Below are 24480 nucleotides of genomic sequence, written 5' to 3' on the forward strand. Positions count from 1 at the left end.
TTTTGCCGTAACTTACTTTAATTTTTTTATGTTGAACATGGCGGCCAGAATTTGCCATTTTTTAGCGGCTTTTTCTTTTTCTTCACAAGCAAGGTCATAGGCTTTGTTTAATTCTTTTCTTTTCAAAACTTCAATAAATTCCCAGTCAAAGAAAAGCTTATTTTCTCCTTTATCCCAGGCGCCGAAGCGCGAACACCATTTTTCCAAAGCCCGTTTGATATTTTCATCAGTCCAATTATGCGGAATTTCAAATATTGCTTTTTCGTCGGTTCCCCTGGAACTTTTTACCCAGAATAAAATGTGTCTAACGCTTCTTTTTTTGTCCACCGTGACGGTTCCTTTTCAAATTTCATTTTCTCTTTTTAATTTTATCAAATCCGGCGTTCAAAACAAAATTTTATTAAAGTGCACTTTTATAGACGACCCGCCTTCGCCAAGGGCTACAGCGGGCAAGTGTTACTGCGTCCTTCGTAGCTTTAGCGAAGGAAGAGGACCTGTTGGCGGACCGCTACCGAGCGTTTCTTCATCCCGGAACTATCACTCAACGCCGCTATTATCAAATGAAAAAGCGTAGAAAAATCTACGCTTCAGTTTGCACCGTAACCTCGAGTTTTTTTTCCTCATCAAGTGATCTAATTCGCTCTGCAAAGTCCTGGGCAACCTCAATGGGTATGATTTCGGAAAATAAAACGATTTTATCCCCATCAATCCTTACAGAACCACCCAACTGGCGAAATCTCTTGAACTCACGTTGTAGAGACGGATGACCAATTAGTTTCTCGACTTCCATTACGCACCCTCAATGATTTTCAGTCAAGGGACTAAACCTAAAATAGCACAACTGGACCGCTTTTACGACTTTTAGTTAGAGCCTCTCTTAAAGTGTTAGTCGCGCTCTAGAAAACTGCCAGACGCCGATTATTTTTTTATCCAGCCTTCAATATTGATGCAGTTATCCGGGCCGGGTTCTGATCTGGAAAGATACATTCTAAACCAATCATCGGTTTGAATAATGGCAGCATCTCCGCCCGAAAGAAGGCGTTTATTTATGATGCTGAAATTTAAACCGTCTTTTGATACCGCCTCATAAATTCCTCCCCATGCCCAGCGTTTCCACGGCTGCAAATCCTCCCACGGAGAAAAGCCCGCGTTAAAATACATATGATACTCATCGCCGATTTTAACAATCGCAGAACTGCTGACTCTTTGCATTTCAACAAGCGGCTGCTGTTCAACATCTATTCTCGCTCCAGAATCAAGAGTCCAGCGCAATCCGTCTTGAGAAGTTATGCTTCTGACTCTCACTAATGGCCAGGCCTTGTTGCCGTATTTCCTCACGTCAGCCCGCATTCCTCCTTCATCAAAAAAAATCCGATAACCGCCCTGTTCAAGTTTAATAATATTCAAATGAGCCATCGTGGTAATATCTTTCGGATCGCCTTGCCCCGTCACCGCGTAAAACGGCTTGAATCCGCTTACGTCTTTGGACGCGCCTCCGCCAATGACAAATCGGTGTCCGTCTTCAACGGAAAAATGAAGTCCGTCAGCAGAAGATACGGCGCTCATCATTCCGCTCGCCTCCGCTGTGTTTCTGACAAAATAAAGCCGGATTCTTCCGTCCGCCAGCCGCACAGCGGCTGGCATTGACGCTTTTTCAATGAGCATTCCCTCGGCTTTCCAGCGCAACCCATCACGCGATGAATATCCGTAGACATCGTTCCTGCTGTCATCTTTCCTTGGCCATCCGTGGGTATACATCATCCAAGTTCCGTCGGATAATTGAACAATTTCCGGATTTGCCATCATATTACAATACTCTGAAGTAATCACTATTCCTTCATATTTCCAATCAGAAGAATAGGAAAACGGCCGCCAATAGCCCTTAAAAACCAGGAGCCCGCTCATCACGAATAAAAATGCTATCCCGCCAGCCACAATCAGAGGCACACTAAAAGTTTTTTTGGAAATGTTGGCCTCGCCGCCAGCCTTTCGGTAAGAGTCCGCAATGGCGTAAAAATAAACAAGCGTAAACCCCAACCAAAAAATATATGATCGCAGCGAGTTAAAATTCAAAGCTTGAGAATTTTGTGGGAAAAGCATTACATACCACAAAAAGGCGGTTGCGACGATAAAAACAACTCCGTCGGCGTATTTTTTTATATACAGATGGCCCAGTCCCGGAAATAACAAAGAAAGAAAAGCGGAAATTTTTTTATTTTTCATGATCAAATTATACCAAATTATGGTATAATGATAAAAGTATATTGATTCTGTTAGAATCTCCGGCCAGCCACCAAAAAACCTTTTAGTTTTCAGAAAATCTTATTCTTCATCAACAAAAAATTCCATTTCCCTATACGGGTAATTAGACGACTTGCCTTTGCCAAGGCTACGGCGGGCAAGTGTTACTGCGCCCTTCGTAGCCTTGGCGAAGAAGGAGAACCTCTCTTAGGACACCAAACTAAATAAAAAAGGCAGCCGCGCCGCCTTTTTATATAATCCACTTCCACCAAAAGTATAGAAATAAAGCGTAATAGATGAGATAAACAAATGTTCTGTGAGAATGGCGCCATTCTATCAAATCTTGGTAGTGCTTTTTACAGTATTCATCGCCGCGGAGATGAATAAGGATGTTGCCATAGATATGCCACGGGAAAGAAAGTAAAACATAAAGGAAAAACCACCATCCCATCCACATTGTGAATCCGTTTTTTCCAACAAAATAATCAAAGAGAAACGCAGACACCAGCATTATGGGTTCGCCATGAGGTCTTCTGTCTTTGCCAACAAATACACCGGGAAGCAGCTTGTCAATTAAACGAAGTCCCCAAAAACCCACAACAGCAATGATAATACTGCCAACTACGGCGTAAATCATTTCACGTACCTCCTATTTCGGAGAATGAAAGAAGCTATTTATTTTTTACCATACAAAAAAGAACGACACAAGACCGCTCTTTTTGTTTTGTGCACTTTAGGAGAACAGGCTTGCCCCGTACCGAGCTTTGCTCTGGTACTGGGGTTAGAAACTCTATTTTGGCAGTTTTTGATTCCGTGGATTGCAATTTATAACGCTTTAGAAACGCTGTAAGACGCTGGTGGAAAACAAAATAGGAGTTTTTTGATATACGCCTTGGAAAACATACACAACGTACACAAAGATGACATTAGAACGCTGCAATGGGGTTATGTTTGTTTTTTCTTTTTAAACTTTATTGGCAGAAATGTTTCGATGTCCTCAACTGAATAACCTTTGTTGTGAAAATATTCCGCAACGTTCAAATTGGCGAGCTTTTTTTCTTCCTCCGTATATTCTTCTGGTTTTTTAAGACTCAAGGCTTCCAGCTTCGCTTTGAAATCTAATACTTCTAAAACTACGTCCTCGTCAAAGTTGTCCCAGAGCTCTGACACGAGATGGGTGGGATCACCAACATCTTCTTCGTCTTCACTTCCTTCAATTTTTTCTGCGATTCTATTCTCTGCGTCAAAAAGTTCGGCAAAAGTAGCACCTTGCTTTAATCGTATAGTTTTTGCTCTCTCTTGTTTTTCTAAGTCTTTTTCTTCTCGTTTAATTTCCGCTAATCTTTCCGGCGGAATAGGTTTCATTTCTCCGCTTTCTGGATCAAGAAATTGTGGCACAAATTTTTCTTTCATATTTTCCTCTCTTTTGTTTAGATGTAACTAATTCAACTTTATATTAAAAAACAGCAAAAATCGATGAGGTTGAGTCATTTTGTTAGAACCTCTACGAAATTACAGAAAAGTTGTTAAATTTTCAGAAGATTTCGTGTGTGACACAAAAAACTTTTTATTTCCCTATACCCGCCTTCGCATCCTCCTTCGTATGAAAAGAGCGGCGTTGTTTGGCCGCTCATACGAAAATTGCGTTTTAAATACTAATCGCTATCGCTAAATCCATCAAAGGAGGACTTCTTACGATTCTTAGCTGTATTAATCCTCTTCCATACGTTATCCGGGACTGCCACGCGGTTGTATTTACCGCAACAGGAACACCTTACCGCCGGATAGTGGTGGGTAAGAAATGCTCCTCTGTAATGTCTCAAAACAAGGTCTTTCGTGGTAACTTCCAAAACGGCACCGCAAGGTTCACTCTTATCATACTTATCATCTCTCTTGCATTTCACTTCGGCTTTCCAATCGAGCGGAACAAGCGGAACAGAGCCCTCTTTCTTTACCTTCACCATTGCAATTCCTCCTCTCCTTATTTCTTTGTTTAGGAACCAAAATACAAAACAATCTTAACACGGTATAGAGTTTTTTGCAATACATGGATATGGCCACACTTGCTTGACAAATTGCTGGCAATATTTAACATATAGTTCAGTACCTAAAACATAAGGAAAGGAGGTGGCCAATGGCACAAATAACGCTAGTTCAAGAGGCCAAACTTTGCAAGTTGATTAGAGAAATCGTGTCTTCCTTAAATGTCAGAAACGGTGTGGTGGGTCAGAATATGCCAGAAATAGAGGCGGAACTACATAGATTGCGTGTAAGTTATCATGCCTATGAGTTATCTGCTGCCGTCAATAAACTTATAAAACAAGGAGTTCTCACAATTGATTTTGCCACAGACGGTTCCACAACGACTAGATACGATAAATACTTTGTAACTCTTATGAGCAAAATATAAGAAATTACAACAGATAAATATCAAGTCCGACATTGTCGGACTTTTTTGTTAGAACCTCCAAGATTTCTGAAATCTAAATACTTTGGGCGTGGCGATAACGCTGAAAGTCCACTATTGTGCACTTTAGGAGAACAGGCTTGCCCCGTATCGAGCTTTGCTCTGGTGCTGGGGTTAGAACCTCTCTCCAAGCTCTAACAGAGCCATTTATGATTAATATTGTATCATCTTTTACCTAGTTTTAGGCGTCCAGATGACACTAAGACACGGTTTTGGAGCACTTTTTGCAAAACTAAGGTAAAATCCCATCCAATGTTAGAACCTCTGTAAGACAGTGCATTTCGGTATGCCACCTTCGGCAACGTACACAACGTGCATAACGTACACGAAACACTTTTTGCAAATCATTTACTTTTGTTGGATAATATGTTATCTTCTAAACAGCCCAGTCGTAAACCAGTGCCTTAACTTTGAAGGAGGCTAGAAAAATGCAGAAATTGGCGGGAATTTTGGAGTTCAGTGGAAGTTGGCTCAACAGGCCGTGGGCTCTTATCCAACAAGACGGATCCACGATTGACCTTTACCCACTCATCGATGAGATGCTCTTGAAGATGAACGGAAAGTCTGCTGAGCACGATCAAGGCCGCGAGTCGTATGGTCTCATGCTCAACGATTCTGCAGAAATGGTTGTCAAATATGAAAGCGACGGTGTTGCTGTACTCGAGAAACCCGGGGGTTTCGGCATGTCTAACATCGGAGCTTATCTACCAAGTGCGTTGACCTGGCTCTCTGGTCGAAAGGTCGAAATCGAATTCAATGACAATGGCTTCAAGATAGCTGCAGATCCGAGCGAGCAGGTCTTTGGCGTCAAATTCTTCGGCCGCGGCAATAGTTGTCGAATACCCGAGGGTGTTGAGGATTCGATTTGCAAGGTCGGCACTTCGGATTGCTGTATTTTCGCGGCAGCAGGCTCAGACGGCTTCACGTGCGAAAAGTTCAGCGGCAGCACGGCTGAAATGTTGCTCAATCGGCACTTCAAGGGCACTATGCGTGCTTCACGAGTTGGCAACTGTGCTCTCGTCGGTCGTGAGGAAGACGACACGCCGAAAGATCCCATGACTCCGTCGATGGATCTCGACACCAAACCAGGAGAAAAGGTGCTTTTCGATAAGCCCAACTCTGGCTATGAGCACGATAGCGCAACTGCCAGGAAGCATCTGAATATCGGTGATACATACACAGTCGAACGTGTCGAGGTCGCAGACTGGTCAAGCGAAGTGTTTCTCAAGGAAGTGCCGGACGTCGGCTTCAATACTACGCATTTCCAGAATGTCCACGAGGCGGCTGCTTCAACAACGTAGACAAACATGGCATCAACATAGTCCTGTCAGGAAAAACCTGACAGGACTTTTTATTTTTAAGGCTTCCACAACATGTTCGAACCGCTCCAAAAACCGAAAAACTCACTATTTATAATGTAAATCTGAGGCAATGATTCGTAAGTGAAATTCCCTGTATCTTGCTCACGCCAAAATAGCGTATGTTAGAACCCGCAAAAGTTGTGAAAAGAGAACGGTCTAAGCGTTGCCGAATCGATGAAGTTGAAATTCTGTGCGAGCGGCGAGAATCGAACTCGCATCCCCTGCTTGGAAGGCAGGTATTTTGCCACTAAACTACGCTCGCAAATATTTTTAAATTTCAAAACTGCGCTCTGTATTCACGGGATCCTCGCAAAACATAATCGCTCAAACTGCGTTTTCGCTTCTTGTTTTGCGGGAGAAAACTCTTATTCTGCCATTAAACTAATCCCGCTACCTGACAAACAATTTAAATCTTAATAAAAAATCCTTTGAAATACAAACCGCCCCGCAGTTGCGGGGCGGTTTCAATGACCAAAAGCCAAACTATAAAGGTCAGCTGAATGGCCAGGATGAATTATTGGTTTTCTCCTTCTGACGGCTGTTGGGCTCCTTCCTCGGCAGGATGAGTTTCCGCGTCGTGCTGTTCCAAGTTATCCACCTCGGTGTTGCATTTTGGACAATTCATAAATAAATATAAATGCGTTTAAACTGGCAATCTATAGAACACCGACCTTTGTCTATCTATTATACTACCTATGGCGAAAAAATCAAGGTTGTGTAAGGACTTGCCCAAAACAGCTAAGTTTTTGTAAAAAAGATTGAGCCCTCGGACTTCTGTCCGAGGGCTCACCGTTTGCCGGGGTGTTTGTGTTCATTGCAACCGAAAACCTTGCTGGGCCAACCGATTTTTTATTACCTCCATCATGATAACCCAGCCTAGCCTTTGGGCTTTTGTGAACGAACCTTGGGAGAGTCCCACCAGCTCGTAGTCGCCGTCCCGAATGGCGATGACCGGCGCCCCGCTGTCGCCGGGGTTGAGGCCATTTGAGACCATGAAGGCATTCCGGGCGACAGAGTTCACCAGGGAGACGGCCTGTGGCGCCCTCAGCGAACTCACGATTCCCTCACGGACGTTGACCCCGAAATTCATGGGGTTTCCGATGAGATAGACGAAATTCCCCACTTGGAGGTCGTCACTGTTCCCGATGCGATACGGGAAAGACTTCAGGCGGAGCTCCGCGGGAATGCGGAAAAGGGCCACGTCCACGTTCTTATCGGCCACCAGCCGCTCGAGCGCATAACTCCGGCCCCCGTGCTCCAGGTAGGTCCGCTCGTCCACTTTCGTGGCCCGCAACGCCACCTCGCCTAATGGCGTGGTGATGGCCGCGTTCTCGACGGAAACGACATGCTCCACCGTCAGCAGATACTTCCCGAATAGCGCAATGCCTGTTCCCCTCAGGCTCCGATTCAGGACTTTCCCTTCCTCCCCCCGGAACTTCACCTCTGTGCGGAGAGAATACAGGGACTCGATGATCCGGGTCAGGTTCATACGCCGCGGATTGACCAGGAAGGTATTGTAGTCATACTGCCCGTCGTGCATGAAGAGCAACGGCGGGGACGAGGTCGGTGTGGTTGTACTCCGGGCGCCTGTGCACCCCGAAATCACCAATAGAGACGCCAAAACAACCGAAAACCGTTTGTTCATGTTCTTTCTCCCCTTTTTCAAGGAACGGAGGACATCCGTTCGGATTGTGAGATTTGATTCTTTGCTCGCCCCTTAACAACCTTTAGGTCTGCTTGGGGTAAACAAAAATCCGGCGCCAACTCAAATTCCCTAGCCCAGGAATAGAGTCGACGCCGGATTTTCCGGTTTGCCCTTTTCTTTTTAGCTTACGTTTCCATTATACTCCTCCCACAGAAAAAGTCAATAGCGTCTTATGTATAGTCGGGGTGCCGAGAATTGAACTCGGTCTACCTGCTCCCAAAGCAGGTGTACTGCCGGTATACTACACCCCGATGAATTTTACTGGATATGTTTCACGTTTTACATTTATAAAAGAGGTTAAAGTCCTATGTCATTTGTAATCCTAATTTTAACCCTTTTAGCCCCAAAATCAAGAAAGACGGCCACGATATTAACTTGCCATTCAATATCATCGTCTATATTTTTTTCTATTAAATATGTCTGGATAGCTCGGGAAAGTCTTTTTAACTTCCAGGGGTGAACATTATCTTCAGGTTCATATTCTTCCCAATCCCGAACCGAGTTCGGAATGGTTTCATGTGAAACAGTCTTAACTTCAAAAAAATGAATAATAGAACCTTTTTGGGCTACAATATCTATTTCTCCCCATTTTCTTAAATAATTTCTATCTAAAATCTTAAATCCGTGTTTCACAAGATGTTTCACACAATATTTTTCTCCAACATCTCCGATTTTTCTTTTTTCAGATGGCATTTTGTTTCACGTTTTACATTTTTACTTAGTTTTCTCTAGCGCGATTTATTTATTATTTGCTCGCGCAAATACATTGTCAAGAAAAGGATGCTTTGTTTCACGTTTTACACTATTGGACATTATAATAATATCAGACACATCAGTTTTAAATTATGTCCGTTATATATTTATGCAAATAAAAAATGTAAAACGTGAAACAAATTTTGTTTTTAACAAGATATGTAAGTTACGAATGTGGACCTGAGGGAAATCGAATCCCTGTCTCCGCAATGCGAATGCGGTGTATTACCACTATACTACAGGCCCAAAAATCTCGAAGAAAAACGGATTTCTATGAGATGGACAAAATTAACTCTAACAAATTTTTGGATAAAATAAAATCGCCTAAACTAGGCGATTCCATTTTTTCTCTTTTTGCCGGTGTTTTACGGCTAGCGTCGGAAACCACGGATAAGCGATAAAAACCGAACCAAAACTGTGAGCAGAGGCGCCGATTTCTTCATTTTTTATTATATCTTCATAATCCCAGACAGGCACGATGATCGGAGTATTACAGTAATTCATCAGTTTTTTCGCCATATCCTCATAAAACCATCTGACGATTTTTCCGGAAACCCCTCCGCCGCCGTATTTTTTAAAATAACCGGAGCCATCGGGAAAAATTAAATTCCAAGGCACCGTGTTGAAAGAAATCGCGGCAACATATCTTTCTGCCTCGCGAGCAATTCGGCAAAAATTTTGGGCATAAGAGAGTTTGAGTATAATAGGGTGGCGGCAATTTTCGTAAAGCCGGCGGCAAGAGTCAATGGTTGATTCGGCATTTTCAGTCATTTCTTCTTCGGTGTTGGGACAGCTGGCATTAAGCTCCACCGCGGTCAGGGGGAGGGAATTAAACTCGCGCGTTATAGATGATAATTCAACGCCATATGAAGCAATTGAGAAAACGACGTCTCGATTAAAATCAATTTTTGCTAAATATTTTGTTTTCCATCCTAAAAAGCCCGGGTTCGGCAGGCCAAGACAATTTACAAAACCAACCAGCTCGCCATTTTCATAAATCGGCCTTACTTTAAACCATGGTATTCTGCCGTTTCCTTGGCGTTCGTCCGGCGTTATTGTTTTTAAAACGACGCAAAAAAGAGACGGATCAAAATATTTCTTCGGCAGGCATTTTTCCCAAGGCCATCCGAGGCCGTCAAAGCCTAGAGAGCCGGAAGAGGCAAAAAATTCAAATTTTTTATTCCCGAATTTTATAGCCAAATTTCGTCTCCGCTTTTAAGAAGATCTCTGATATTTATTTATATCAGAAAACGAAATTTTAGCAAACGCTTTTTAAAAAATGTTTGTGAGAAATTATCTGGTATTTCTCTTTCCAAAATTTGAAATGTCTAACTTGGTCGGGATGCTGGGAATCGAACCCAGTCTTTGCCTCCTTCGGAGCCACGGACTTCCGCAGGAAGTCCGGAAATTTTTATTGTTGTTTTACGAATCCTGTCGGGATGCTGGGAATCGAACCCAGTCTTTGCGCACCCGAAGCGCACGTACTGCCGGTATACTACATCCCGCTTTCGCCTTGCTGCAGATTTATTTCACATAATACCTTTGTTTAATTTTACCGACCTCCTCTTCTTCCAGGCCGATTTTTTTATGTTTGGCTGACTCGCGTAATTTCCCTAATTCTTTCTCCGACACGGCGCAGAGTTTTTTGATTCGGCCTTCGAGGTAATCTTTGCTGTTTAATTTCGGGTCGTCAAGCACTTCTTCAAGCAAAACATCAAGTATCGCGCCTATTTTAGGACCGGGCTCAAATGCGCAAATCCGCATAATGTCGTCGCCTTTGATTTTGAGCATTTTAACCGAGATCGGGTCGCGCTGGACCTTGTCAACCATAAACTGGAAGTGGCGCAGTTTGTAGGGCTCGGCTTTGGGCACGCCCGACCCCACGCGGTCGCAAATCCGGACTTTAATTAAATCATTCATATCTTCAGCGCCAACTCTCGCTACAAGCCGCCTGACCGAGGACTCCGTAACCTCGCCGACATTGTAATAAAAAAGGTGATAGCGCACCAGTTTGGTTACTTTATCAATAAATTTTTTGGGAAAGCGCAGGCGCGACAAAATCGCGGCAGTCATTTTCGCGCCCACAATTTCATGATTATAAAAAGTTGAATCCTTGCCGTCGCCATGCTTGGTGCGCGGCTTGCCGACATCGTGAAGGAGCGCTGACATTCTGATATCAAGCGGCCATTTTTCTTTAACCGCTCGGTCAAGCGAGCGCAAATTATGCTCCCAAACGGTGTAAATGTGATGTTTATTTTGAGTAACATTCCAGCCCTCTTCAAGTTCGGGCATAACGAATTTCAAAATGCCGAGTTCCCGCATAGCTTCCAAACCTCGCGAGGCATTATCCGATTCAATCGTTTTTATGAGTTCGTCGCGAATCCGTTCTTTGGATATGAATTCCAGAAGCCCGCGCTTTTCGCGAAGCGCTTCCAGCGTTTTATCTTCAATTGAAAAACCGAGTTCGGCTTCAAAACGCAGAGCCCGCATAATGCGCAAAGCGTCTTCTCCAAATCTTTCTTCCGGATTGCCGACCGCGCGAATAATTTTATTTTTCAAATCTTTCTCTCCGCCGAAATGGTCTATCAGTTCTTGGTCTTTAGTTTTTAGTTTCAATGCCAGCGCGTTTATAGTAAAATCCCTGCGCTTCAAATCGTCTTCAAGTTTGTCGGTGAACTTAACCGCGTCGGGATGGCGTTTGTCGGTGTACTTTTCTTCAATACGATACGGAGTTATTTCAACTACCGCAAGCGTTGGGTCGTCAGAGCCGGTCTTGACCCCGACTGTTCCGAAATCGTTTTCATAAAAACTATCGGCAGGGAAAATTTTTTGAATTTCTTCCGGCTTGGCGTTTGTGGTTATGTCCCAATCCTTTGGCGCTCGTCCCAACAGCAAATCTCTTACGCATCCGCCGACCAAATACGCCTCGTATCCGGCGCCCGTAAGCGCCTCGTAAACCTCTTTAATTTCTTTCGGGATTTTCATTTATTATCTGTAATAATTTATATTACAAGCGCTATTTGATTTTTCTTGCGGCAAAAATAATCGTGGCCGGGATTTTTTTAGCAAGCATCAGCCATTCGTTGTAATACTTCGTTGAACGAACGGCCGGCTTTGGTTCAAGCATTTTTTCTATAAAAAATTCGTTTTTTGCAAGCGCGTTGATTATACGTCCCACGGTTCTATGATAAATATAAAACGGAGCTTCTTTTTTTCCGCCGGACATAGTGAAATGAACTTTTCTCTCGGTAATATAATCCAAAGATTTGTCGCTGCGCTTTTCGCCATCCGAACGCGTCCCCGACCAGACAGGATGATTCAGGCTGAAAATGAATTTTCCGTCCTTTTTTAAAAATCGGCGAACCTCGGCGAATAAACGGTTTAAGTCCTTGATATACTGAAACGCGTAATTGGAAACGACTAAATCAAAAGTATTTTTGGGAAAGTCTTTTGTATTTATCTTATTTAAATCCTTTTTCAAAAAATTTGCCTTCAGACGCGCTTTTTTCATTCTGTTTTCAGCCAATTCAAGCTGTTTTTCTGAAAAGTCCGCCGCTGTAACTTTAGCGCCTTGTTTTGCCAGCCACCAAACATCCGGCCCGGAACCGCATCCCAAAACCAAGACCCTCTTGTTTCTTAACGGCGGGAGTAACTTCGCGTCTTTTTCCCAAGGGCCATAGGGACCCCAAATCAAACCGCGCTTAAAAAGCGGCTCCCATTCTTCAAAAAATGTTTTCGCCGCGGCATCCCAGCTTTTTTCTAAAATAATTTTAGCCACTGATTAATTATACTCTTTTTATGCCATTCGTTTTTCTTGACAAAATTATTATTTGGGTGTATAATAGAAGATGGTAGAATAAACAAACGAAGAAAAAAGCCGTCGCGCGGAGCGCGGCGGCTTTTTTCTTTGGTTTCCATCGTTTTTATGGGACAATGGCTGTATTACGCGCCCGTAGCTCAACGGATAGAGCGCCTGGCTTCGGACCAGGAGGTTGTGGGTTCGAATCCTGCCGGGCGCGCCGAAGCGACAGCGAGGCGCGAACGGAGCGAACAAACTGCTTTGTTCGCGTCAGGATGAGAAGGATTTTCTGATGTCTCTTGACCAGAAAATCCAGGCCCGAAGGGGAATCCTGCCGGGCGCGCCGAAGCGACAGCGAGGCGCGAACGGAGCGAACAAACTGCTTTGTTCGCGTCAGGATGAGAAGGATTTTCTGATGTTTCTTGACCAGAAAATCCAGGCCCGAAGGGGAATCCTGCCGGGCGCGCCGAATCTAGATAAACTACGCGTGTATTGAAAAAATACTGCTTGTGTGTTTATATCGGTTTAGATGGAAATAAGCCAGGAGGGACGACGATGGAGTTGTTTCTTGACACCTGTGAAATTGAAGAGATAAGAAGGGCGGTCGCGACAGGACATATTTCGGGAGTCACCACGAATCCAACGCTTGCCAAAAAAGCGAACAGACCGGATTACAAAACGCTCATTCAGGAAATTCGCGATGTTTTTGCCGCAAATAATCTGCCGGCGGCTATAAGCGCCCAGGTAACCGAGAATCAGCCTCCTGAAATAATGTATAAAGAAGGCATGGATTTTTGGATGATGGATGCTCGAAGAATAGTTGTCCAGGTTCCCGCAACCAGAATCGGCCATAAAGCTATGGAAAGATTAAAACGGCCCGCGGATCTTGAAGTCAGAACTAACGTCACCCTAATTTTTGATCCGTGGCAGGCGCGCCAAGCAATGCTGGCGAGAGCGGATTTTATAAGTCTTTTTCTGGGGAGCAAAGAAAAAGAGGCCATAGATCAATACGTGGCGGATAGAATGTTACAAAAATACGGCAGCACAAACCTCGATTGGCAGGTTTTTAACAAAAAAATTGCAGAAGAAAATGAAAGATTTTATGAAGAAGAGATCGTGAGAACAGGAACGCCGGAGGATTTTATCTGCAAAACACTCGCTTTGATAACACAGATAAGAGACGTGGGCCGTTTCGCGACAAAAATTGTGGCGGCCAGCATAAGAGAAATGAGACACGTAGAAATCGCGAAGTGCCATGGGGCGGATATAGCAGCGGTGCCTCCTGAAATTTTTTGGGAATTATACGCGGAAGGATTTAAACTTCTTGATAAAGACGACCTCGGTCTTACTCTTAAAGGAGTTGAAAGATTTTTGGAAGACAGGAAATTTTTAATCTCGTAATCTTTCGCGCAGCTTGGCGGTCCGACCGCCAAGTTTTTTTATTTTCTCTTGCGCGCGTGAAATGTTTTATGGATTTCGCTAAGCTGGCGGTTAGTGATGTGAGTATAAATTTGCGTGGTTGAAATGTTGGAATGCCCCAGCATTATCTGGACCGAACGCAAATCCGCGCCGTTTGTCAGAAGATCGGTGGCAAAACAATGGCGCAAAGTGTGCGGAGTAACTTTTTTGGAAATGCCGGATTTGAGCGCGTGATATTTTATAATTCTTTCTACCGAACGCGGAGTGAGGCGGGAATAGCTTATAGCTTTTAGCTTGTGGCTTTTAGTTCTTGGGAGGCGAACAAAAAGGGCCTCTTCAATGTCGGGCCGTTTATTCAGCCAATTTTCAACGGCTGACTTCGCGTCATCGGACAAAAAAACCAGGCGCACTTTTTCTCCCTTGCCTCTTACGCTGAACTCCCCCTTTTTCAAATTGACAGAATCGCGATTAAGCGAGCAAAGTTCGGACACACGAAGTCCCGTTGAAAATAAAAGCTCCAGAATCGCGCGGTCCCGCAAGCCCTTGGCGCCGTCTCCGGACGGAGAGACGATTAAACGCTCCAATTCGTCTTCCGATATTAAATCAATTTCGCGCTCCCCTGTTTTAGCCAATTCTATTTTCTCGGCAGCTAAACTCGCGATTTCGCGCCTGGCCAGATATTTTAAAAAACCGCGTAGCGCGATTAAATAATAATTTTGGGTCTTTTTCTTTAGATTTTTGCGATTGAGCCACAGCCGGAAATCGCGTACAGCGTCATCAGTAATGTCGGCGGGTGCTGCGATTTTGGCAAAATCAAAAAAGGCGGCAAGATACCTGTCGTAATTATCAAGGGTCTTCAGGCCTCGGCCTTTTTCAATTTCCAGATATTCCAAGTACTGCCTTAAAAAATCATTTTTATCCGAATGTCGCACAATTTATAATAACACGATTTCTCTTACAAAAACCTGTATTTAAATAAAAAAACGGCTCGAGCAGGGCTCGGCCGTTTTCGTAAGCAACGACTTGTCTTTAAAGTGCGAGGTTTCCAATGCGCTTGGAGGCAAGAGAAAGAATCTCTCCAAGCGAATTGACGCCAACATTTGGGAGAAGATTGCTTGCGAGAAGAAGCTTTGATGCCACTCGAACCAAGTTATCATTCGAGATATCATGCCGCTGATCTTCAAGCAGCTTCAGCGCCGCTCCAATCTTCTCGCGCGATTCGATATGGTTAGGCAAGAGTATCGCGCTTTCTAAAATCCCGCATAATTTTCCGATTTGAAATGCCCTTTCCAGCATCTTTTCCATCGCTTCCTCCTTCCGTTACTTAATTGAATCGTGTCCCTTTATTTTCATGTTATATTCTCCGCCCACGCCTATAAGGTTTCGACCCTTTTAACCCAGATTGACTTACTCTCCTACTCTACACTTCTATTATGGCCGATGAGGCCCAGATGTCAACGCCTAACTTTCGTCCTGAGAACAGAGCGAAAACCAGGCAAAACTCCCTATTCAAGATCTGCCATCTAGTTCCCGGCTATCTCCCGTCAACCCCGTCGGGTAAATGACGCTTTTTATTACTGGGTCCCCAATCGTGAAATGTGATCGGCGGCGGAAGCGATAATAGTCGAGACATTAGTGCTGGGAAACGAGGATCTATATGAGCTAGAGAGCCCCAATCTATTTATGCCATGAGCCGTGAGTTCACTTATTGCGTCCAGAAGCTTTGATTGTGCACAGGCATTGATTTTGTTTAAGTCGGTTCGGCTCCTGATGTAATCTTGCTGCAAATTCTCAGATACAATTCCAAACATCGTCAGCGCTTCTCTAACCCGTTGGTGCGGTCGGCCCTCGGGGTCAAGCAACAAGATCGCGGCCTTTAAAAGTCCGCATACTTCCCCGACTCTAAATGCTAACATTACCGTTTCCTTTCTAGCCGTTCGGCTGTTAGGATTTGTTGCCCGTACTCTTTCGCTATTTTATACGATTAAGTATTTTTTGTCAACCCCATGTAATGGTTCAATAGCTTATTTTCTTTTTCAAAATTAAAAGCTATATTTTAAACATGAGAAGATACGAATCAGCGCCGCCGATGGGGGGAGGAAGAATAAATGAGATTTTTCTTGTTGGCCGGCCGGAGTGGGAAAAAGGAATCCCTCCGGAAGTGAAAAAAGCTCTTGATACTAGAAGTCAGGAACGAACCGGATGTCTTTTTGATTATGTTGAAAAATATTTTGACGGCGACCCGACAAATCCGAAAAGAAAGTTTTTGAGGGATTTGCGCGAAAAAATTGCATCGGAGCTCGGATTTATAAAACCAGACGACCAGAAACGGCTTAAGGTTTTTCCGGTCGTGGGAACGGAGCTAGACAGACGCGGGGCGGATTTTTTCTTTTCAATACATATTCCGGGAGCGGAAAAGGCGGCTAGAATAGTAGGCGATGTTACGAACGCGCCGGAACACGAAAAATTAAAAAGGGGCGAAGGACTAATGGAAAAAGTTACAATTTATGGCGACATTGCTGACGCGGAAATAGAAGGGGAAGAAGAATACCAAAAAACTTTGCAAAAGTACGCCCGCGAGTTTGCGGAAATGGCTAGAGAAAAATCCGCCCAATCCGCCAGCCAGCGGACCGAAGCATCGACAGAAAAAGCCGCGTGATTAACGAGCATTCTTTGAACATAAGAAACTGACTGTCAGCAGTGTGTTGTGGATAACCTTGACTTTCATTTCTGTGGGGTGTATACTGAAAACATCATTCAGAAAAGCCACGCGAAAGCGGGGCTTTTCTATTTATGTGGTGGGCAATTCTTTTTTTATGGCGTGTTTTATATCTAAAAGAGAGGTATAAAAAACTCTTTTTGTATCTACGGCTATAAGATTGCGAAGTTTTGTCGAAAATCTAGAAATCGTTATCCCAGCTTTTGAGTCTTTGCCGGAATAAGAAAAAATATAAACCCTTTCAACGCCTTTTTCCAAAGCCTTAATTATTAAGTATTCAAAATCGCCATCGCCAGTAAACAGCATCAGCTCAACCCCAGGAGCAGATTTTTCAATTGCGTCTATTGACAACTCAACGTCGCAATTCGACTTTTTCTTGTACCCCATATCAACAATAAATACGTTTTCTTCTTTACAGCGCACGCAGCGTTTAGATATCTTTTTGTCCTTATTTTTATAAGCAAAAATCGGCTTACTTTTTACTGTGTACCCATCATTTTTTAAGGACTCAAATTCGTTGGCGGTTTCAACATCCCCATTGTCAATTCCTGTGTAAAAAGAAACTTCCGAACACGACCTCTTGTTCATTAAATAGTCGGCAAGCCTTCTCCAATTAATTGAAAAACCAAGCATTTGCTCAGCGGAATTTTCTGTATTTAATACATCTATAAAAGCGTATCGCTTCATTCCAAAAATTTATCATATTTTTTAACACCTTTCAATTTTTTTTATTTAAAACACAAATTTTATATCAGGGCGTTGCAAAGCTATTGAACCATTACGCGCCTATTGACAGATTGGATTTCGGGTGCTACAATTGAAGAGTAATAATGGCTGGGGCGGGATTGGCCCGTCCTAGACATGCACCTTAAATCCCCCGACGAGGAGGAATGATGATGAAGGGGACAATCGTGGTGGAACAGTTCGAAAATCCGTTTTGCAACTGCAAGCAGTATCACCTCACGGAGGAGATTTCTGCACTTCCAAGACCCAGCGCTTTCTACCGGCCGATCGGCAGGCCAGAATGTGTCGAGCACCTGAGCGCTCTGGGCACGACAGGAGCTCTGATCGTCAGGCAGATCATGGAAATTCCCGGCGTTACGGAGGTTTCTGTTGATCAGTACAGCGTCACGGTTCACATCGGCAGGGCGTTCCTGTGGGGCTCTGATGGCGTGGGGTATTCGGCGAGCGGCATCCACGCCCGCATTCTGAATATCCTCTGTGCCCAGGTCTTCGGGTGCCTCGACTGGCTCACCGCCAAATATCCCGATGTGGATATTGTTGACGGAAACAAAGCTCTCCATCGGCTCGAGGGGGTGGAGCGCTAGTCGAAGGACTAACCACATCAAGCAGCAAGAAAAGACACCTCAAGGAAGAGGTGTCTTTTTCGTTTCACTTTGCTGAATAAATAACTTAAACAAATAGCGGAGCGAGTACCAGTGTCAGCGTGGCAAGAAGTTTTATTAAAACATGAAGCGAGGGACCGGCCGTATCTTTAAACGGGTCGCCGACGGTGTCGCCGGTTACCGCGGCCTTATGCGGGTCCGAACCCTTGCCGCCCATATTGCCTTCTTCAATCCATTTTTTAGCGTTATCCCACGCGCCTCCGCTATTATTCATAACGGTTGCGAGTAAAACCCCGGCAATAGTTCCAATCATCAAAAGTCCTGCTTCGGCTTCGGCTCTTAACAAAAGTCCGACCGCAACCGGACCGACAATGGCAAGAACTCCGGGCAAAATCATTTCTTTCAAAGCGCCTCTGGTTGTTATGTCAACCGCTTTTGAGTAATCCGGTTTTTCGGTTCCGGCCATAATTCCGGGTCTTTCGCGAAACTGCCTGCGGACTTCGTTAATAATATAGTAGGCGGAGCGGCCGACGGCGCGGATGGCCAAAGCCGAAAAAAGAAAAACAATCATAGCGCCGAGCATCCCGCCGACAAACACCTCAACTTTAGCCAAATCTACGACGGTTAAATGCACCTCTTCAAGATATGCCGAAAAAAGCAAAAACGCCGCAAGCGCCGCCGAGCCGATAGCATAGCCCTTGGTCAGGGCCTTGGTGGTGTTTCCGGCAGAATCCAATTTATCCATCACGTCGCGATATTCTTCCGACTCTCCGGACATCTCAACAATGCCCGCGCCGTTATCGGTAATGGGGCCGAAAACATCCATAGCCAAAATGTAGGCGGCAGTGGCAAGCATGCCCATTGTGGCCACGGCCGTTCCAAAAAGTCCTCCGCCGGGAATTCCCGAAAGTTTTCCGAAATAAAATGAAGCAAGGAGAGCCGCGCTTATAGCCAGCACCGTCAAAGCCGTTGATTCAAGGCCGACGGAAAATCCGGAAATAATATTTGTCGCGGGCCCCGTTTCAGATGATTGAGCGATGGAGCGAACCGGCCTGTGGCGCGAATCGGTATAATATTGAGTGATGTAAACGAAAACCAAACTGGTCAGCATGCCGACGAGCCCTGCGGCAAAAAACCACATATTGCCCAGCAGATATTTAGTGGTGAAGAAAAAAGCGATTACGGCAAGTCCCAGGGTCAAATAATATCCTCGGTTTAATGCCGCCATAGGGTTTTCATTTTCTCGGGCGCGAACGGCAAAAAGTCCGATTATACTCGCGACCAGTCCCAAAGCCCGCAAAACCAGAGGAAACATTATTCCGCCGATGCCGAAAAAAGGAAAGAGCGCGGCGCCCAAAATCATGGCGCCTATGTTTTCGGCCGCGGTTGATTCAAAGAGGTCCGCTCCGCGCCCCGCGCAATCGCCGACATTATCGCCGACAAGATCGGCTATAACCGCCGGATTTCTGGGGTCGTCTTCGGGAATACCCTGTTCAACTTTTCCGACAAGATCGGCTCCGACATCCGCGGCTTTGGTGTAAATCCCGCCGCCCAGCTGCGCGAAAAGCGCGACTAAAGACGCGCCAAAACCATAGCCGACTATGAGCGTGGGAATTTTTACGACATCGTAGCCGAGAAATTTATAAAAAAGAAACAATCCCGAAATTCCAAAAAGCGAAAGAGCCACGACTATAATTCCGGTTATGGCCCCCCCGCGAAAAGCCACTTGCATAGCCGAATTAAAACCGCTTTTGGAAGCCGCGGCCGAACGAAGATTGGCCGTAGTGGACATTTTCATCCCCACAATGCCCGCGATAGCCGACGAAAGCGCGCCTAAAATAAAAGCGAAGGCGGTCTGCCACCCAAGCTCCGGATCGCCCGTGAAAGTGTAGACCAAAAAAAGAGCCAGAGCCAATAAAAGAGAAATCCAGCCGATGGTTTTATATTGCCTTTTGATAAAGGCGTTCGCGCCCTCCTTTATGGCCGAAGCCACCTCGCGCATTTTGTCCGTGCCCAGCGGCTGTTTTTTTATCCACGAAACAAGCCACCAGACAAAAAAGAGCGATACAAACGCCACTATAATAGGAAAGGATTCAAGCATATGCTTTAAAATTTTAAATTAAGCTGATAAACCGATAATTTATAAATAAAAGCATAAACAAAAAATTCGGCATCGGCAAGGCCTATTCGCCTTTTTCAATATTTTCTCCCGAAACTTCCCCTTCTTCCGAGGCCTGGGCTACGGATTCGCCTGCTCGCGACTGAATGTCTATTTTCCATCCGGTAAGCCGCGCCGCGAGCCGCACATTCTGCCCCCCCCGGCCGATTGCCAGCGACAGCTGGTCTTCGTCCACAATAACCTTCGCGGTTCGGCTTCTTTTCTGTATTTCAACGTCAAGAATTTTAGCAGGCGACAGCGCGTTTTCCACAAAATCTTGCGGTTCATCCGACCATTCTATAATGTCTATTTTTTCCCCGCCGAGCTCCGCTATAACAGTTGAAACCCGGACTCCTTTTTGGCCCACGGCCGAACCGACCGGGTCAATCCCTTCGGCTGAAGAAGCCACAGCGATTTTTGACCTTGCCCCGGGCTCTCGGGCAACGCTTTTTATTTCAACAGTGCCCGAAGCCATTTCCGGAACTTCCATTTCAAAAAGTTTTACCAGAAATTGCGGGTGAGTGCGCGAAAGATACAGGTTCGTTCCGCGCGGAGTTTTTTCCACCAGATACAAAAGCGCTTTTATTCTTTCTCCTATCCGGTAGCGTTCGCCTCTGATTTGTTCTTCAGAAGGCAGAATGGCCGTAATTCTTCCGAGGTCCATAAAAACATTACGGCCCTCTATTCTCTGAACTATGCCGGATATAATTCCGCCCTCCTTCTTTTTAAATTCGTCGTAGACCGACTCGCGTTCAGCTTCGCGTATTCGCTGGATTATGACTTGCTTGGCGGTCTGGGCCGCAATCCGTCCGTAATCGTCTTTGGCTTCAAGGACGAAAGTCAATTCTTCTCCGGCCTTCACGCCCTTTTTTATCTTCTTGGCTTCGTCAATCATCATATGTCGTTCGGGATTAAAACGGACTTTATGTTCTTCAGTCGGAGTTTCTTCTTCGGGTTCCTGGGGTTCAAAAGACCGTCGGATTTCCGGGACCTTTTGGTTTTCCGGTTCGGCTGTTTCAGCCGTTTCCTCGTCAGACTCCTCTGGTTTGAGCATTGATTCATCAACGACTATTTTTACCTGCCAGAAATCGGAGCGGCCGCTTGCCGGGTCAAATTTGGCCCGTATAATCTGCCCCCTTTTTCCGTAGTCTTTTTTGTAGGCCGCCGCCAAAGCCAGCTCTATTGTTTCCAATATTTTTTCTTTGGGTATGCCGCGCTCGATTTCAAGTTGTTCAAGCGCCGATTGAAATGTTTTTGTGTCTGATATCATATTTTATCCTCTATTTAGTAAAGATGCCCGCCGGAGGCGGACAATAAAGGGTATTCATATAATAATTCCTGCGTTATTTCGTGTCAAGTCCGGCTGTTTTTGTGTTAATATAATAATATATGGGAGAGGCGCGGATTTTGGATTCGCTTAATATAAAAAAAAGATGCGGGGCGGTCGGTGTCGGATTTTGGCAATGCCCGCATTTTCTTTTTCCGGTTACCGGGCTGATTATAATTATTTCCATAATCGTCACCTATTTGGTCGCCAGCCGCGTTACCGAGCCGGAGATTGCCGCTTTGATAGTGCTCGCGGTGACAGCTTTTCTTTTTATAGTCGGCCACACCATTGTCAGGTCTTTTGAAAATATTGTTGAGGCCTCGCGACTTAAATCGGAATTCGTAAGCATAATTTCGCATGAATTGCGTTCTCCTTTGTCAGCAGTCAAATGGAGCCTGGATCTTTTGAAGTCCGATAATACCCGCATGAAGGCCTCGGATTCGGCCGAGTCCGTTATATCTTCAATTGGCGAACAAAATGAAAAGATGATACGCATCGTCAACGGTCTTCTGGAAGTTGAGCGAATTGAAGAAAAAAAGATGAGTCTTGCGCCGGAGAAGATTTTTTTAAAAGAGCTCACTGAAAAAATAATCGGGGATTTGTCTTTAGTCGCGCGGGACTTGAATGTTAAAGCGGATCTGGAAACAAAAACAGACGCTCCGGTTTTTGCCGACCCTCAAAAAATCAGCTTCGTGATTTTCAGCATTTTAGAAAACGCGCTGCGTTACAGCCCCGCGGGCAGCTCGGTAAAAATAGAAATTTATGAAAAATCGGGCAGTATTTTTTGGAGCGCGGCCAATACCGGAGCCGGTATCCCGAAAGAGGACCGGCAAAAGATATTTGAAAAGTTTTTCCGTTCGCGCGACGTCTATCGGTACCGTTCCGGCGGACTGGGCATCGGCCTTTTTTTGTCCAAAGCTTTCGTAGAGGCCTCCGGAGGCAAAATAGGTTTTTTGTCCGAAGAAAATAAGGGCAGTGTTTTTTGGTTTTCCTTGCCGCGAGTTTGAAAACAAAAGAGAACAGAGATTATAATATAAATAATAATTATGGCCAAACAAAAAATAGCAATACTGGAAGATGACCCGATTTTAGTTAAAAGCTTGTCTCAAACTTTGATTGCCGCGGGCTATGAAATTTTTTCGTCTTTAGACGGCGAAACGGGCCTTGAGATTATTAAGAAGCAAAAGCCGGATTTGGTATTATTGGACATTATTTTGCCCAGAAAAAGCGGTTTTGAGGTTATGGAGAATTTAGCCCTAGATCCGGAGCTTAGGCGGATTCCGGTAATGGTTTTGACGAATCTGGAATCAAGTCAGGATATAAACCGCATGACCGAGCTCGGCGTCAAATCTTTTTTGGTTAAGACCAATTATTCGCTTGACGAAGTCGCCGCTAAAATAAAGGAAACTTTAAATAAACTCGGCAATAAATGAAAATAGATCCGGAACGCTTAAAACTTTTTATTCTTGATTCGGAACTTATCTCAAAAGACGATTTTGAACGGGCTCAGAAAAAGGCGACCGATTCCGGAAAAGACATCGCCGATGTTTTGGTTGAGTCGGGAAAAATTTCCGATGACGACCTGCGTCGGCTCCACGCTTATATTTTAGGAGTGCCGTTCGTTAATTTGGAGCAGGAAAAAATAGACCCGCGCGTTTTGGGAATCATACCCGAACCGATAGCCCGCAGCCATAATATCGTGGCTTATCGCCTGGAGGGGGGCAATTTGGAAGTGGCGATGCTGGACCCTCAAGATTTGGCGGCCATTGATTTCATAAAGAAAAAAGCAAATCTTAAAATAAAGCCGCGTCTGACCAGCCAATCTTCCATGACCAATGTTTTGCGGCAATACCAAAAAAGTCTCGCGGCTGAATTCGGCGAGATAATAAAAAAAGAAGCCGGAGAAATTAAGCAGGTACTTGAGGTGGGAGTAAAAGACGCGAGCGGGGAAGACCTGAAAAAGGCGGCTGAAGAGCTGCCGATAATCCGTATTGTGGATACGCTTTTGCGTCACGCTATAGTCCAGCATGCTTCAGATATACATATAGAGCCCCTGGAAAAAGAACTTTTGATGCGTTATCGCATTGACGGAATTCTGCGGGACGCCATGGTTTTGCCTAAGCAGGTCGCCACGGGCATAATCGCCCGCGTGAAAGTTTTAGCCAATCTCAAGCTTGATGAGCATCGTTTGCCGCAAGACGGAAGATTTATGATTGAAACGGATGAAGAAAAGGTTTCTTTTAGGGTTTCAGTCCTTCCGGTTTTTGACGGCGAAAAAGCGGTTTTGCGGCTCTTACCCGAAAACAAGCACGGTTTCACTTTAGAACAGCTCGGTTTTCGCGGCGAAGGCCTTGAGCGCATTGAACGCGCCATAAGAAAACCAACCGGAATGATTCTGGCTACCGGCCCGACCGGTTCCGGCAAGACCACGACCTTGTACACGGTTCTTGAAATACTCAACACGCCCGCGGTTAACATTTCAACCGTGGAAGACCCGATTGAATACAGGATTCCCAGAATAAACCAATCTCAAGTCCGTCCGGATATCGGATTTTCATTTGCGAACGGCTTGCGTTCTCTTTTGCGCCAGGATCCGGACATACTGATGGTCGGTGAAATAAGAGACAACGAAACGGCCTCTCTTGCCGTAAACGCGTCTTTGACGGGGCATCTGGTTCTTTCAACTCTGCATACCAATTCGGCAGCCGGCGCCTTGCCGCGTTTGCTTGAAATGAAAGTTGAACCGTTTCTTATATCTTCAACCGTAAATGTCATTATCGCTCAAAGATTAGTTCGAAGACTTTGCGAAAGAAACAAATCTTACAATATTACGGAAAGCGAAGTGCGAAGTTTCGGCCAGGGAGTTGACCCCGATAAATTAATTGAACTTTTAAGAAAGGAAAAGATAATTAAACCCAAAGACGGCTGGAAGGATATAAAATTTTACCGGCCCGCGCCGACTGCCGACTGTCCCGACGGCTATAAAGACCGTATCGGTATTCATGAAGTGCTGGAAATGTCGGAAACCATAAAAGAAATGACCGTGAGGCAGGCGACTTCTGACGAAATTGCCAAACAAGCGCGCCTGGAAGGCATGGTAACCATGTTTGAAGACGGCATCATTAAAGCCGCCCAAGGGATTACTTCTTTGGAAGAAATAATGAGAGTGACCAGCGAATAAAATA

At 44.9% G+C, this 24480-nt stretch carries 26 protein-coding genes and 5 tRNA genes; 11 read left to right on the forward strand and 20 right to left on the reverse strand.

The features are described 5' to 3' along the window. Positions 1-12: 12 nt before the first annotated feature. The 4 genes from HYY55_03170 to HYY55_03185 all read right to left on the reverse strand — a co-directional run bounded on the left by HYY55_03170 (position 13) and on the right by HYY55_03185 (position 2878). Entirely contained in the window at positions 13-327 is a 315-nt protein-coding gene (locus HYY55_03170) for a hypothetical protein (protein ID QQG45956.1), read from the reverse strand. A gap of 253 nt (positions 328-580) precedes the next feature. Then, positions 581-790, reverse strand: coding sequence for a hypothetical protein (locus tag HYY55_03175; GenBank protein ID QQG45957.1), 210 nt, complete (start codon positions 788-790; stop codon positions 581-583). Positions 791-918: 128 nt separating this feature from the next. Further along, positions 919-2223 (reverse strand): exo-alpha-sialidase, encoded by a 1305-nt coding sequence (locus HYY55_03180; GenBank protein ID QQG45958.1) that lies wholly within the window; start codon positions 2221-2223, stop codon positions 919-921. 268 nt (positions 2224-2491) lie between these two features. Continuing rightward, the gene (locus HYY55_03185; protein ID QQG45959.1) at positions 2492-2878 is read right to left on the reverse strand and encodes a hypothetical protein; all 387 of its coding nucleotides are present in this window, start codon (positions 2876-2878) and stop codon (positions 2492-2494) included. Positions 2879-2902: 24 nt separating this feature from the next. Between HYY55_03185 and HYY55_03190 the strand changes: the two genes are divergently transcribed. Then, positions 2903-3091: a hypothetical protein gene (locus HYY55_03190; GenBank protein ID QQG45960.1), complete on the forward strand. Its 189-nt coding sequence runs from the start codon at positions 2903-2905 to the stop codon at positions 3089-3091. Between the two features lie 95 nt (positions 3092-3186). Here the strand turns inward: HYY55_03190 and HYY55_03195 are convergent, their stop codons facing one another. Both HYY55_03195 and HYY55_03200 read right to left on the reverse strand, forming a co-directional pair. Further along, positions 3187-3654, reverse strand: a complete 468-nt coding sequence (locus HYY55_03195) for a hypothetical protein (protein QQG45961.1) — start codon at positions 3652-3654, stop codon at positions 3187-3189. A gap of 242 nt (positions 3655-3896) precedes the next feature. Then, positions 3897-4205 (reverse strand): hypothetical protein, encoded by a 309-nt coding sequence (locus HYY55_03200; protein ID QQG45962.1) that lies wholly within the window; start codon positions 4203-4205, stop codon positions 3897-3899. A 170-nt stretch (positions 4206-4375) separates the two neighbouring features. Here HYY55_03200 and HYY55_03205 point away from each other — a divergent pair, with 170 nt between their 5' ends. Then, positions 4376-4651, forward strand: a complete 276-nt coding sequence (locus tag HYY55_03205; protein ID QQG45963.1) for a hypothetical protein — start codon at positions 4376-4378, stop codon at positions 4649-4651. 485 nt (positions 4652-5136) lie between these two features. After that, positions 5137-6009, forward strand: a complete 873-nt coding sequence (locus HYY55_03210; protein QQG45964.1) for a hypothetical protein — start codon at positions 5137-5139, stop codon at positions 6007-6009. 251 nt (positions 6010-6260) lie between these two features. Here the strand turns inward: HYY55_03210 and HYY55_03215 are convergent. The 9 genes from HYY55_03215 to HYY55_03255 all read right to left on the reverse strand — a co-directional run bounded on the left by HYY55_03215 (position 6261) and on the right by HYY55_03255 (position 12305). Further along, positions 6261-6331: transfer RNA gene (locus HYY55_03215), tRNA-Gly, on the reverse strand. A 549-nt stretch (positions 6332-6880) separates the two neighbouring features. Beyond that, a complete protein-coding gene (locus HYY55_03220) occupies positions 6881-7714 on the reverse strand; it encodes a trypsin-like peptidase domain-containing protein (protein ID QQG45965.1) in 834 nt (277 codons plus the stop codon). A 240-nt stretch (positions 7715-7954) separates the two neighbouring features. After that, positions 7955-8025, reverse strand: a tRNA-Pro gene (locus HYY55_03225). A 46-nt stretch (positions 8026-8071) separates the two neighbouring features. After that, positions 8072-8467, reverse strand: coding sequence for a YraN family protein (locus HYY55_03230; protein ID QQG45966.1), 396 nt, complete (start codon positions 8465-8467; stop codon positions 8072-8074). A 235-nt stretch (positions 8468-8702) separates the two neighbouring features. Beyond that, positions 8703-8773, reverse strand: a tRNA-Ala gene (locus HYY55_03235). 78 nt (positions 8774-8851) lie between these two features. Further along, a complete protein-coding gene (locus HYY55_03240) occupies positions 8852-9727 on the reverse strand; it encodes a hypothetical protein (GenBank protein ID QQG45967.1) in 876 nt (291 codons plus the stop codon). 234 nt (positions 9728-9961) lie between these two features. After that, positions 9962-10032: transfer RNA gene (locus tag HYY55_03245), tRNA-Pro, on the reverse strand. Positions 10033-10051: 19 nt separating this feature from the next. Then, positions 10052-11512 carry an HD domain-containing protein gene (locus tag HYY55_03250; GenBank protein ID QQG45968.1) on the reverse strand — a complete coding sequence of 487 codons (1461 nt, stop codon included), beginning with the start codon at positions 11510-11512 and terminating at the stop codon, positions 10052-10054. Positions 11513-11543: 31 nt separating this feature from the next. Continuing rightward, positions 11544-12305, reverse strand: coding sequence for a class I SAM-dependent methyltransferase (locus HYY55_03255; protein QQG45969.1), 762 nt, complete (start codon positions 12303-12305; stop codon positions 11544-11546). Between the two features lie 168 nt (positions 12306-12473). Here HYY55_03255 and HYY55_03260 point away from each other — a divergent pair. The 3 genes from HYY55_03260 to HYY55_03270 all read left to right on the forward strand — a co-directional run bounded on the left by HYY55_03260 (position 12474) and on the right by HYY55_03270 (position 13727). Further along, positions 12474-12546, forward strand: a tRNA-Arg gene (locus tag HYY55_03260). Further along, positions 12520-12822 carry a hypothetical protein gene (locus tag HYY55_03265; protein ID QQG45970.1) on the forward strand — a complete coding sequence of 101 codons (303 nt, stop codon included), beginning with the start codon at positions 12520-12522 and terminating at the stop codon, positions 12820-12822. The genes HYY55_03260 and HYY55_03265 overlap by 27 nt, the downstream gene beginning before the upstream one ends. Positions 12823-12881: 59 nt before the next feature. After that, a complete protein-coding gene (locus tag HYY55_03270) occupies positions 12882-13727 on the forward strand; it encodes a hypothetical protein (GenBank protein ID QQG45971.1) in 846 nt (281 codons plus the stop codon). 38 nt (positions 13728-13765) lie between these two features. Here the strand turns inward: HYY55_03270 and HYY55_03275 are convergent, their stop codons facing one another. Both HYY55_03275 and HYY55_03280 read right to left on the reverse strand, forming a co-directional pair. Continuing rightward, positions 13766-14677 (reverse strand): tyrosine-type recombinase/integrase, encoded by a 912-nt coding sequence (locus tag HYY55_03275; protein QQG45972.1) that lies wholly within the window; start codon positions 14675-14677, stop codon positions 13766-13768. A 97-nt stretch (positions 14678-14774) separates the two neighbouring features. Next, positions 14775-15050: a hypothetical protein gene (locus HYY55_03280; protein QQG45973.1), complete on the reverse strand. Its 276-nt coding sequence runs from the start codon at positions 15048-15050 to the stop codon at positions 14775-14777. Between the two features lie 757 nt (positions 15051-15807). Between HYY55_03280 and HYY55_03285 the strand changes: the two genes are divergently transcribed. After that, entirely contained in the window at positions 15808-16404 is a 597-nt protein-coding gene (locus HYY55_03285) for a hypothetical protein (protein ID QQG45974.1), read from the forward strand. 132 nt (positions 16405-16536) lie between these two features. On the opposite strand, the gene HYY55_03290 is transcribed toward HYY55_03285, so the two are convergent. Then, positions 16537-17151, reverse strand: coding sequence for an NYN domain-containing protein (locus HYY55_03290; GenBank protein ID QQG45975.1), 615 nt, complete (start codon positions 17149-17151; stop codon positions 16537-16539). A 206-nt stretch (positions 17152-17357) separates the two neighbouring features. Between HYY55_03290 and HYY55_03295 the strand changes: the two genes are divergently transcribed. After that, complete coding sequence (locus HYY55_03295) at positions 17358-17792, forward strand: hypothetical protein (GenBank protein QQG45976.1); 435 nt, start codon at positions 17358-17360, stop codon at positions 17790-17792. Positions 17793-17877: 85 nt separating this feature from the next. On the opposite strand, the gene HYY55_03300 is transcribed toward HYY55_03295, so the two are convergent. Further along, on the reverse strand, positions 17878-19911 hold the full coding sequence (locus tag HYY55_03300) for a sodium-translocating pyrophosphatase (protein QQG45977.1): 2034 nt from the start codon (positions 19909-19911) through the stop codon (positions 17878-17880). Between the two features lie 82 nt (positions 19912-19993). Continuing rightward, positions 19994-21238 carry a transcription termination/antitermination protein NusA gene (gene nusA, locus HYY55_03305; GenBank protein ID QQG45978.1) on the reverse strand — a complete coding sequence of 415 codons (1245 nt, stop codon included), beginning with the start codon at positions 21236-21238 and terminating at the stop codon, positions 19994-19996. A 119-nt stretch (positions 21239-21357) separates the two neighbouring features. Between nusA and HYY55_03310 the strand changes: the two genes are divergently transcribed. Genes HYY55_03310 through tadA form a run of 3 tightly spaced genes read left to right on the forward strand, consistent with a single transcriptional unit; the run spans position 21358 to position 24476 of the window. Then, complete coding sequence (locus tag HYY55_03310) at positions 21358-22302, forward strand: HAMP domain-containing histidine kinase (protein ID QQG45979.1); 945 nt, start codon at positions 21358-21360, stop codon at positions 22300-22302. Positions 22303-22341: 39 nt separating this feature from the next. Beyond that, positions 22342-22728 (forward strand): response regulator, encoded by a 387-nt coding sequence (locus HYY55_03315; protein QQG45980.1) that lies wholly within the window; start codon positions 22342-22344, stop codon positions 22726-22728. After that, positions 22725-24476 carry a Flp pilus assembly complex ATPase component TadA gene (gene tadA, locus HYY55_03320; protein QQG45981.1) on the forward strand — a complete coding sequence of 584 codons (1752 nt, stop codon included), beginning with the start codon at positions 22725-22727 and terminating at the stop codon, positions 24474-24476. Before HYY55_03315 ends, tadA begins: the two co-directional genes overlap by 4 nt. Positions 24477-24480: the final 4 nt, after the last annotated feature.

Source organism: Candidatus Niyogibacteria bacterium (assembly GCA_016432485.1).
Classification (GTDB): Bacteria; Patescibacteriota; Minisyncoccia; order HO2-45-28; family HO2-45-28; genus HO2-45-28.

What these genes read in the sequence shown, in the direction of transcription:
- HYY55_03175 (QQG45957.1), bottom strand. Translation starts at nt 790, where the DNA reads ATGGAAGTCGAGAAACTAATTGGTCATCCGTCTCTACAACGTGAGTTC.
- HYY55_03180 (QQG45958.1), bottom strand. Translation starts at nt 2,223, where the DNA reads ATGAAAAATAAAAAAATTTCCGCTTTTCTTTCTTTGTTATTTCCGGGA.
- HYY55_03185 (QQG45959.1), bottom strand. Translation starts at nt 2,878, where the DNA reads ATGATTTACGCCGTAGTTGGCAGTATTATCATTGCTGTTGTGGGTTTT.
- HYY55_03190 (QQG45960.1), top strand. Translation starts at nt 2,903, where the DNA reads ATGAAAGAAGCTATTTATTTTTTACCATACAAAAAAGAACGACACAAG.
- HYY55_03195 (QQG45961.1), bottom strand. Translation starts at nt 3,654, where the DNA reads ATGAAAGAAAAATTTGTGCCACAATTTCTTGATCCAGAAAGCGGAGAA.
- HYY55_03200 (QQG45962.1), bottom strand. Translation starts at nt 4,205, where the DNA reads ATGGTGAAGGTAAAGAAAGAGGGCTCTGTTCCGCTTGTTCCGCTCGAT.
- HYY55_03205 (QQG45963.1), top strand. Translation starts at nt 4,376, where the DNA reads ATGGCACAAATAACGCTAGTTCAAGAGGCCAAACTTTGCAAGTTGATT.
- HYY55_03210 (QQG45964.1), top strand. Translation starts at nt 5,137, where the DNA reads ATGCAGAAATTGGCGGGAATTTTGGAGTTCAGTGGAAGTTGGCTCAAC.
- HYY55_03220 (QQG45965.1), bottom strand. Translation starts at nt 7,714, where the DNA reads ATGAACAAACGGTTTTCGGTTGTTTTGGCGTCTCTATTGGTGATTTCG.
- HYY55_03230 (QQG45966.1), bottom strand. Translation starts at nt 8,467, where the DNA reads ATGCCATCTGAAAAAAGAAAAATCGGAGATGTTGGAGAAAAATATTGT.
- HYY55_03250 (QQG45968.1), bottom strand. Translation starts at nt 11,512, where the DNA reads ATGAAAATCCCGAAAGAAATTAAAGAGGTTTACGAGGCGCTTACGGGC.
- HYY55_03270 (QQG45971.1), top strand. Translation starts at nt 12,882, where the DNA reads ATGGAGTTGTTTCTTGACACCTGTGAAATTGAAGAGATAAGAAGGGCG.
- HYY55_03280 (QQG45973.1), bottom strand. Translation starts at nt 15,050, where the DNA reads ATGGAAAAGATGCTGGAAAGGGCATTTCAAATCGGAAAATTATGCGGG.
- HYY55_03285 (QQG45974.1), top strand. Translation starts at nt 15,808, where the DNA reads ATGAGAAGATACGAATCAGCGCCGCCGATGGGGGGAGGAAGAATAAAT.
- HYY55_03290 (QQG45975.1), bottom strand. Translation starts at nt 17,151, where the DNA reads ATGAAGCGATACGCTTTTATAGATGTATTAAATACAGAAAATTCCGCT.
- HYY55_03295 (QQG45976.1), top strand. Translation starts at nt 17,358, where the DNA reads ATGATGAAGGGGACAATCGTGGTGGAACAGTTCGAAAATCCGTTTTGC.
- HYY55_03300 (QQG45977.1), bottom strand. Translation starts at nt 19,911, where the DNA reads ATGCTTGAATCCTTTCCTATTATAGTGGCGTTTGTATCGCTCTTTTTT.
- nusA (QQG45978.1), bottom strand. Translation starts at nt 21,238, where the DNA reads ATGATATCAGACACAAAAACATTTCAATCGGCGCTTGAACAACTTGAA.
- HYY55_03310 (QQG45979.1), top strand. Translation starts at nt 21,358, where the DNA reads ATGGGAGAGGCGCGGATTTTGGATTCGCTTAATATAAAAAAAAGATGC.
- HYY55_03315 (QQG45980.1), top strand. Translation starts at nt 22,342, where the DNA reads ATGGCCAAACAAAAAATAGCAATACTGGAAGATGACCCGATTTTAGTT.
- tadA (QQG45981.1), top strand. Translation starts at nt 22,725, where the DNA reads ATGAAAATAGATCCGGAACGCTTAAAACTTTTTATTCTTGATTCGGAA.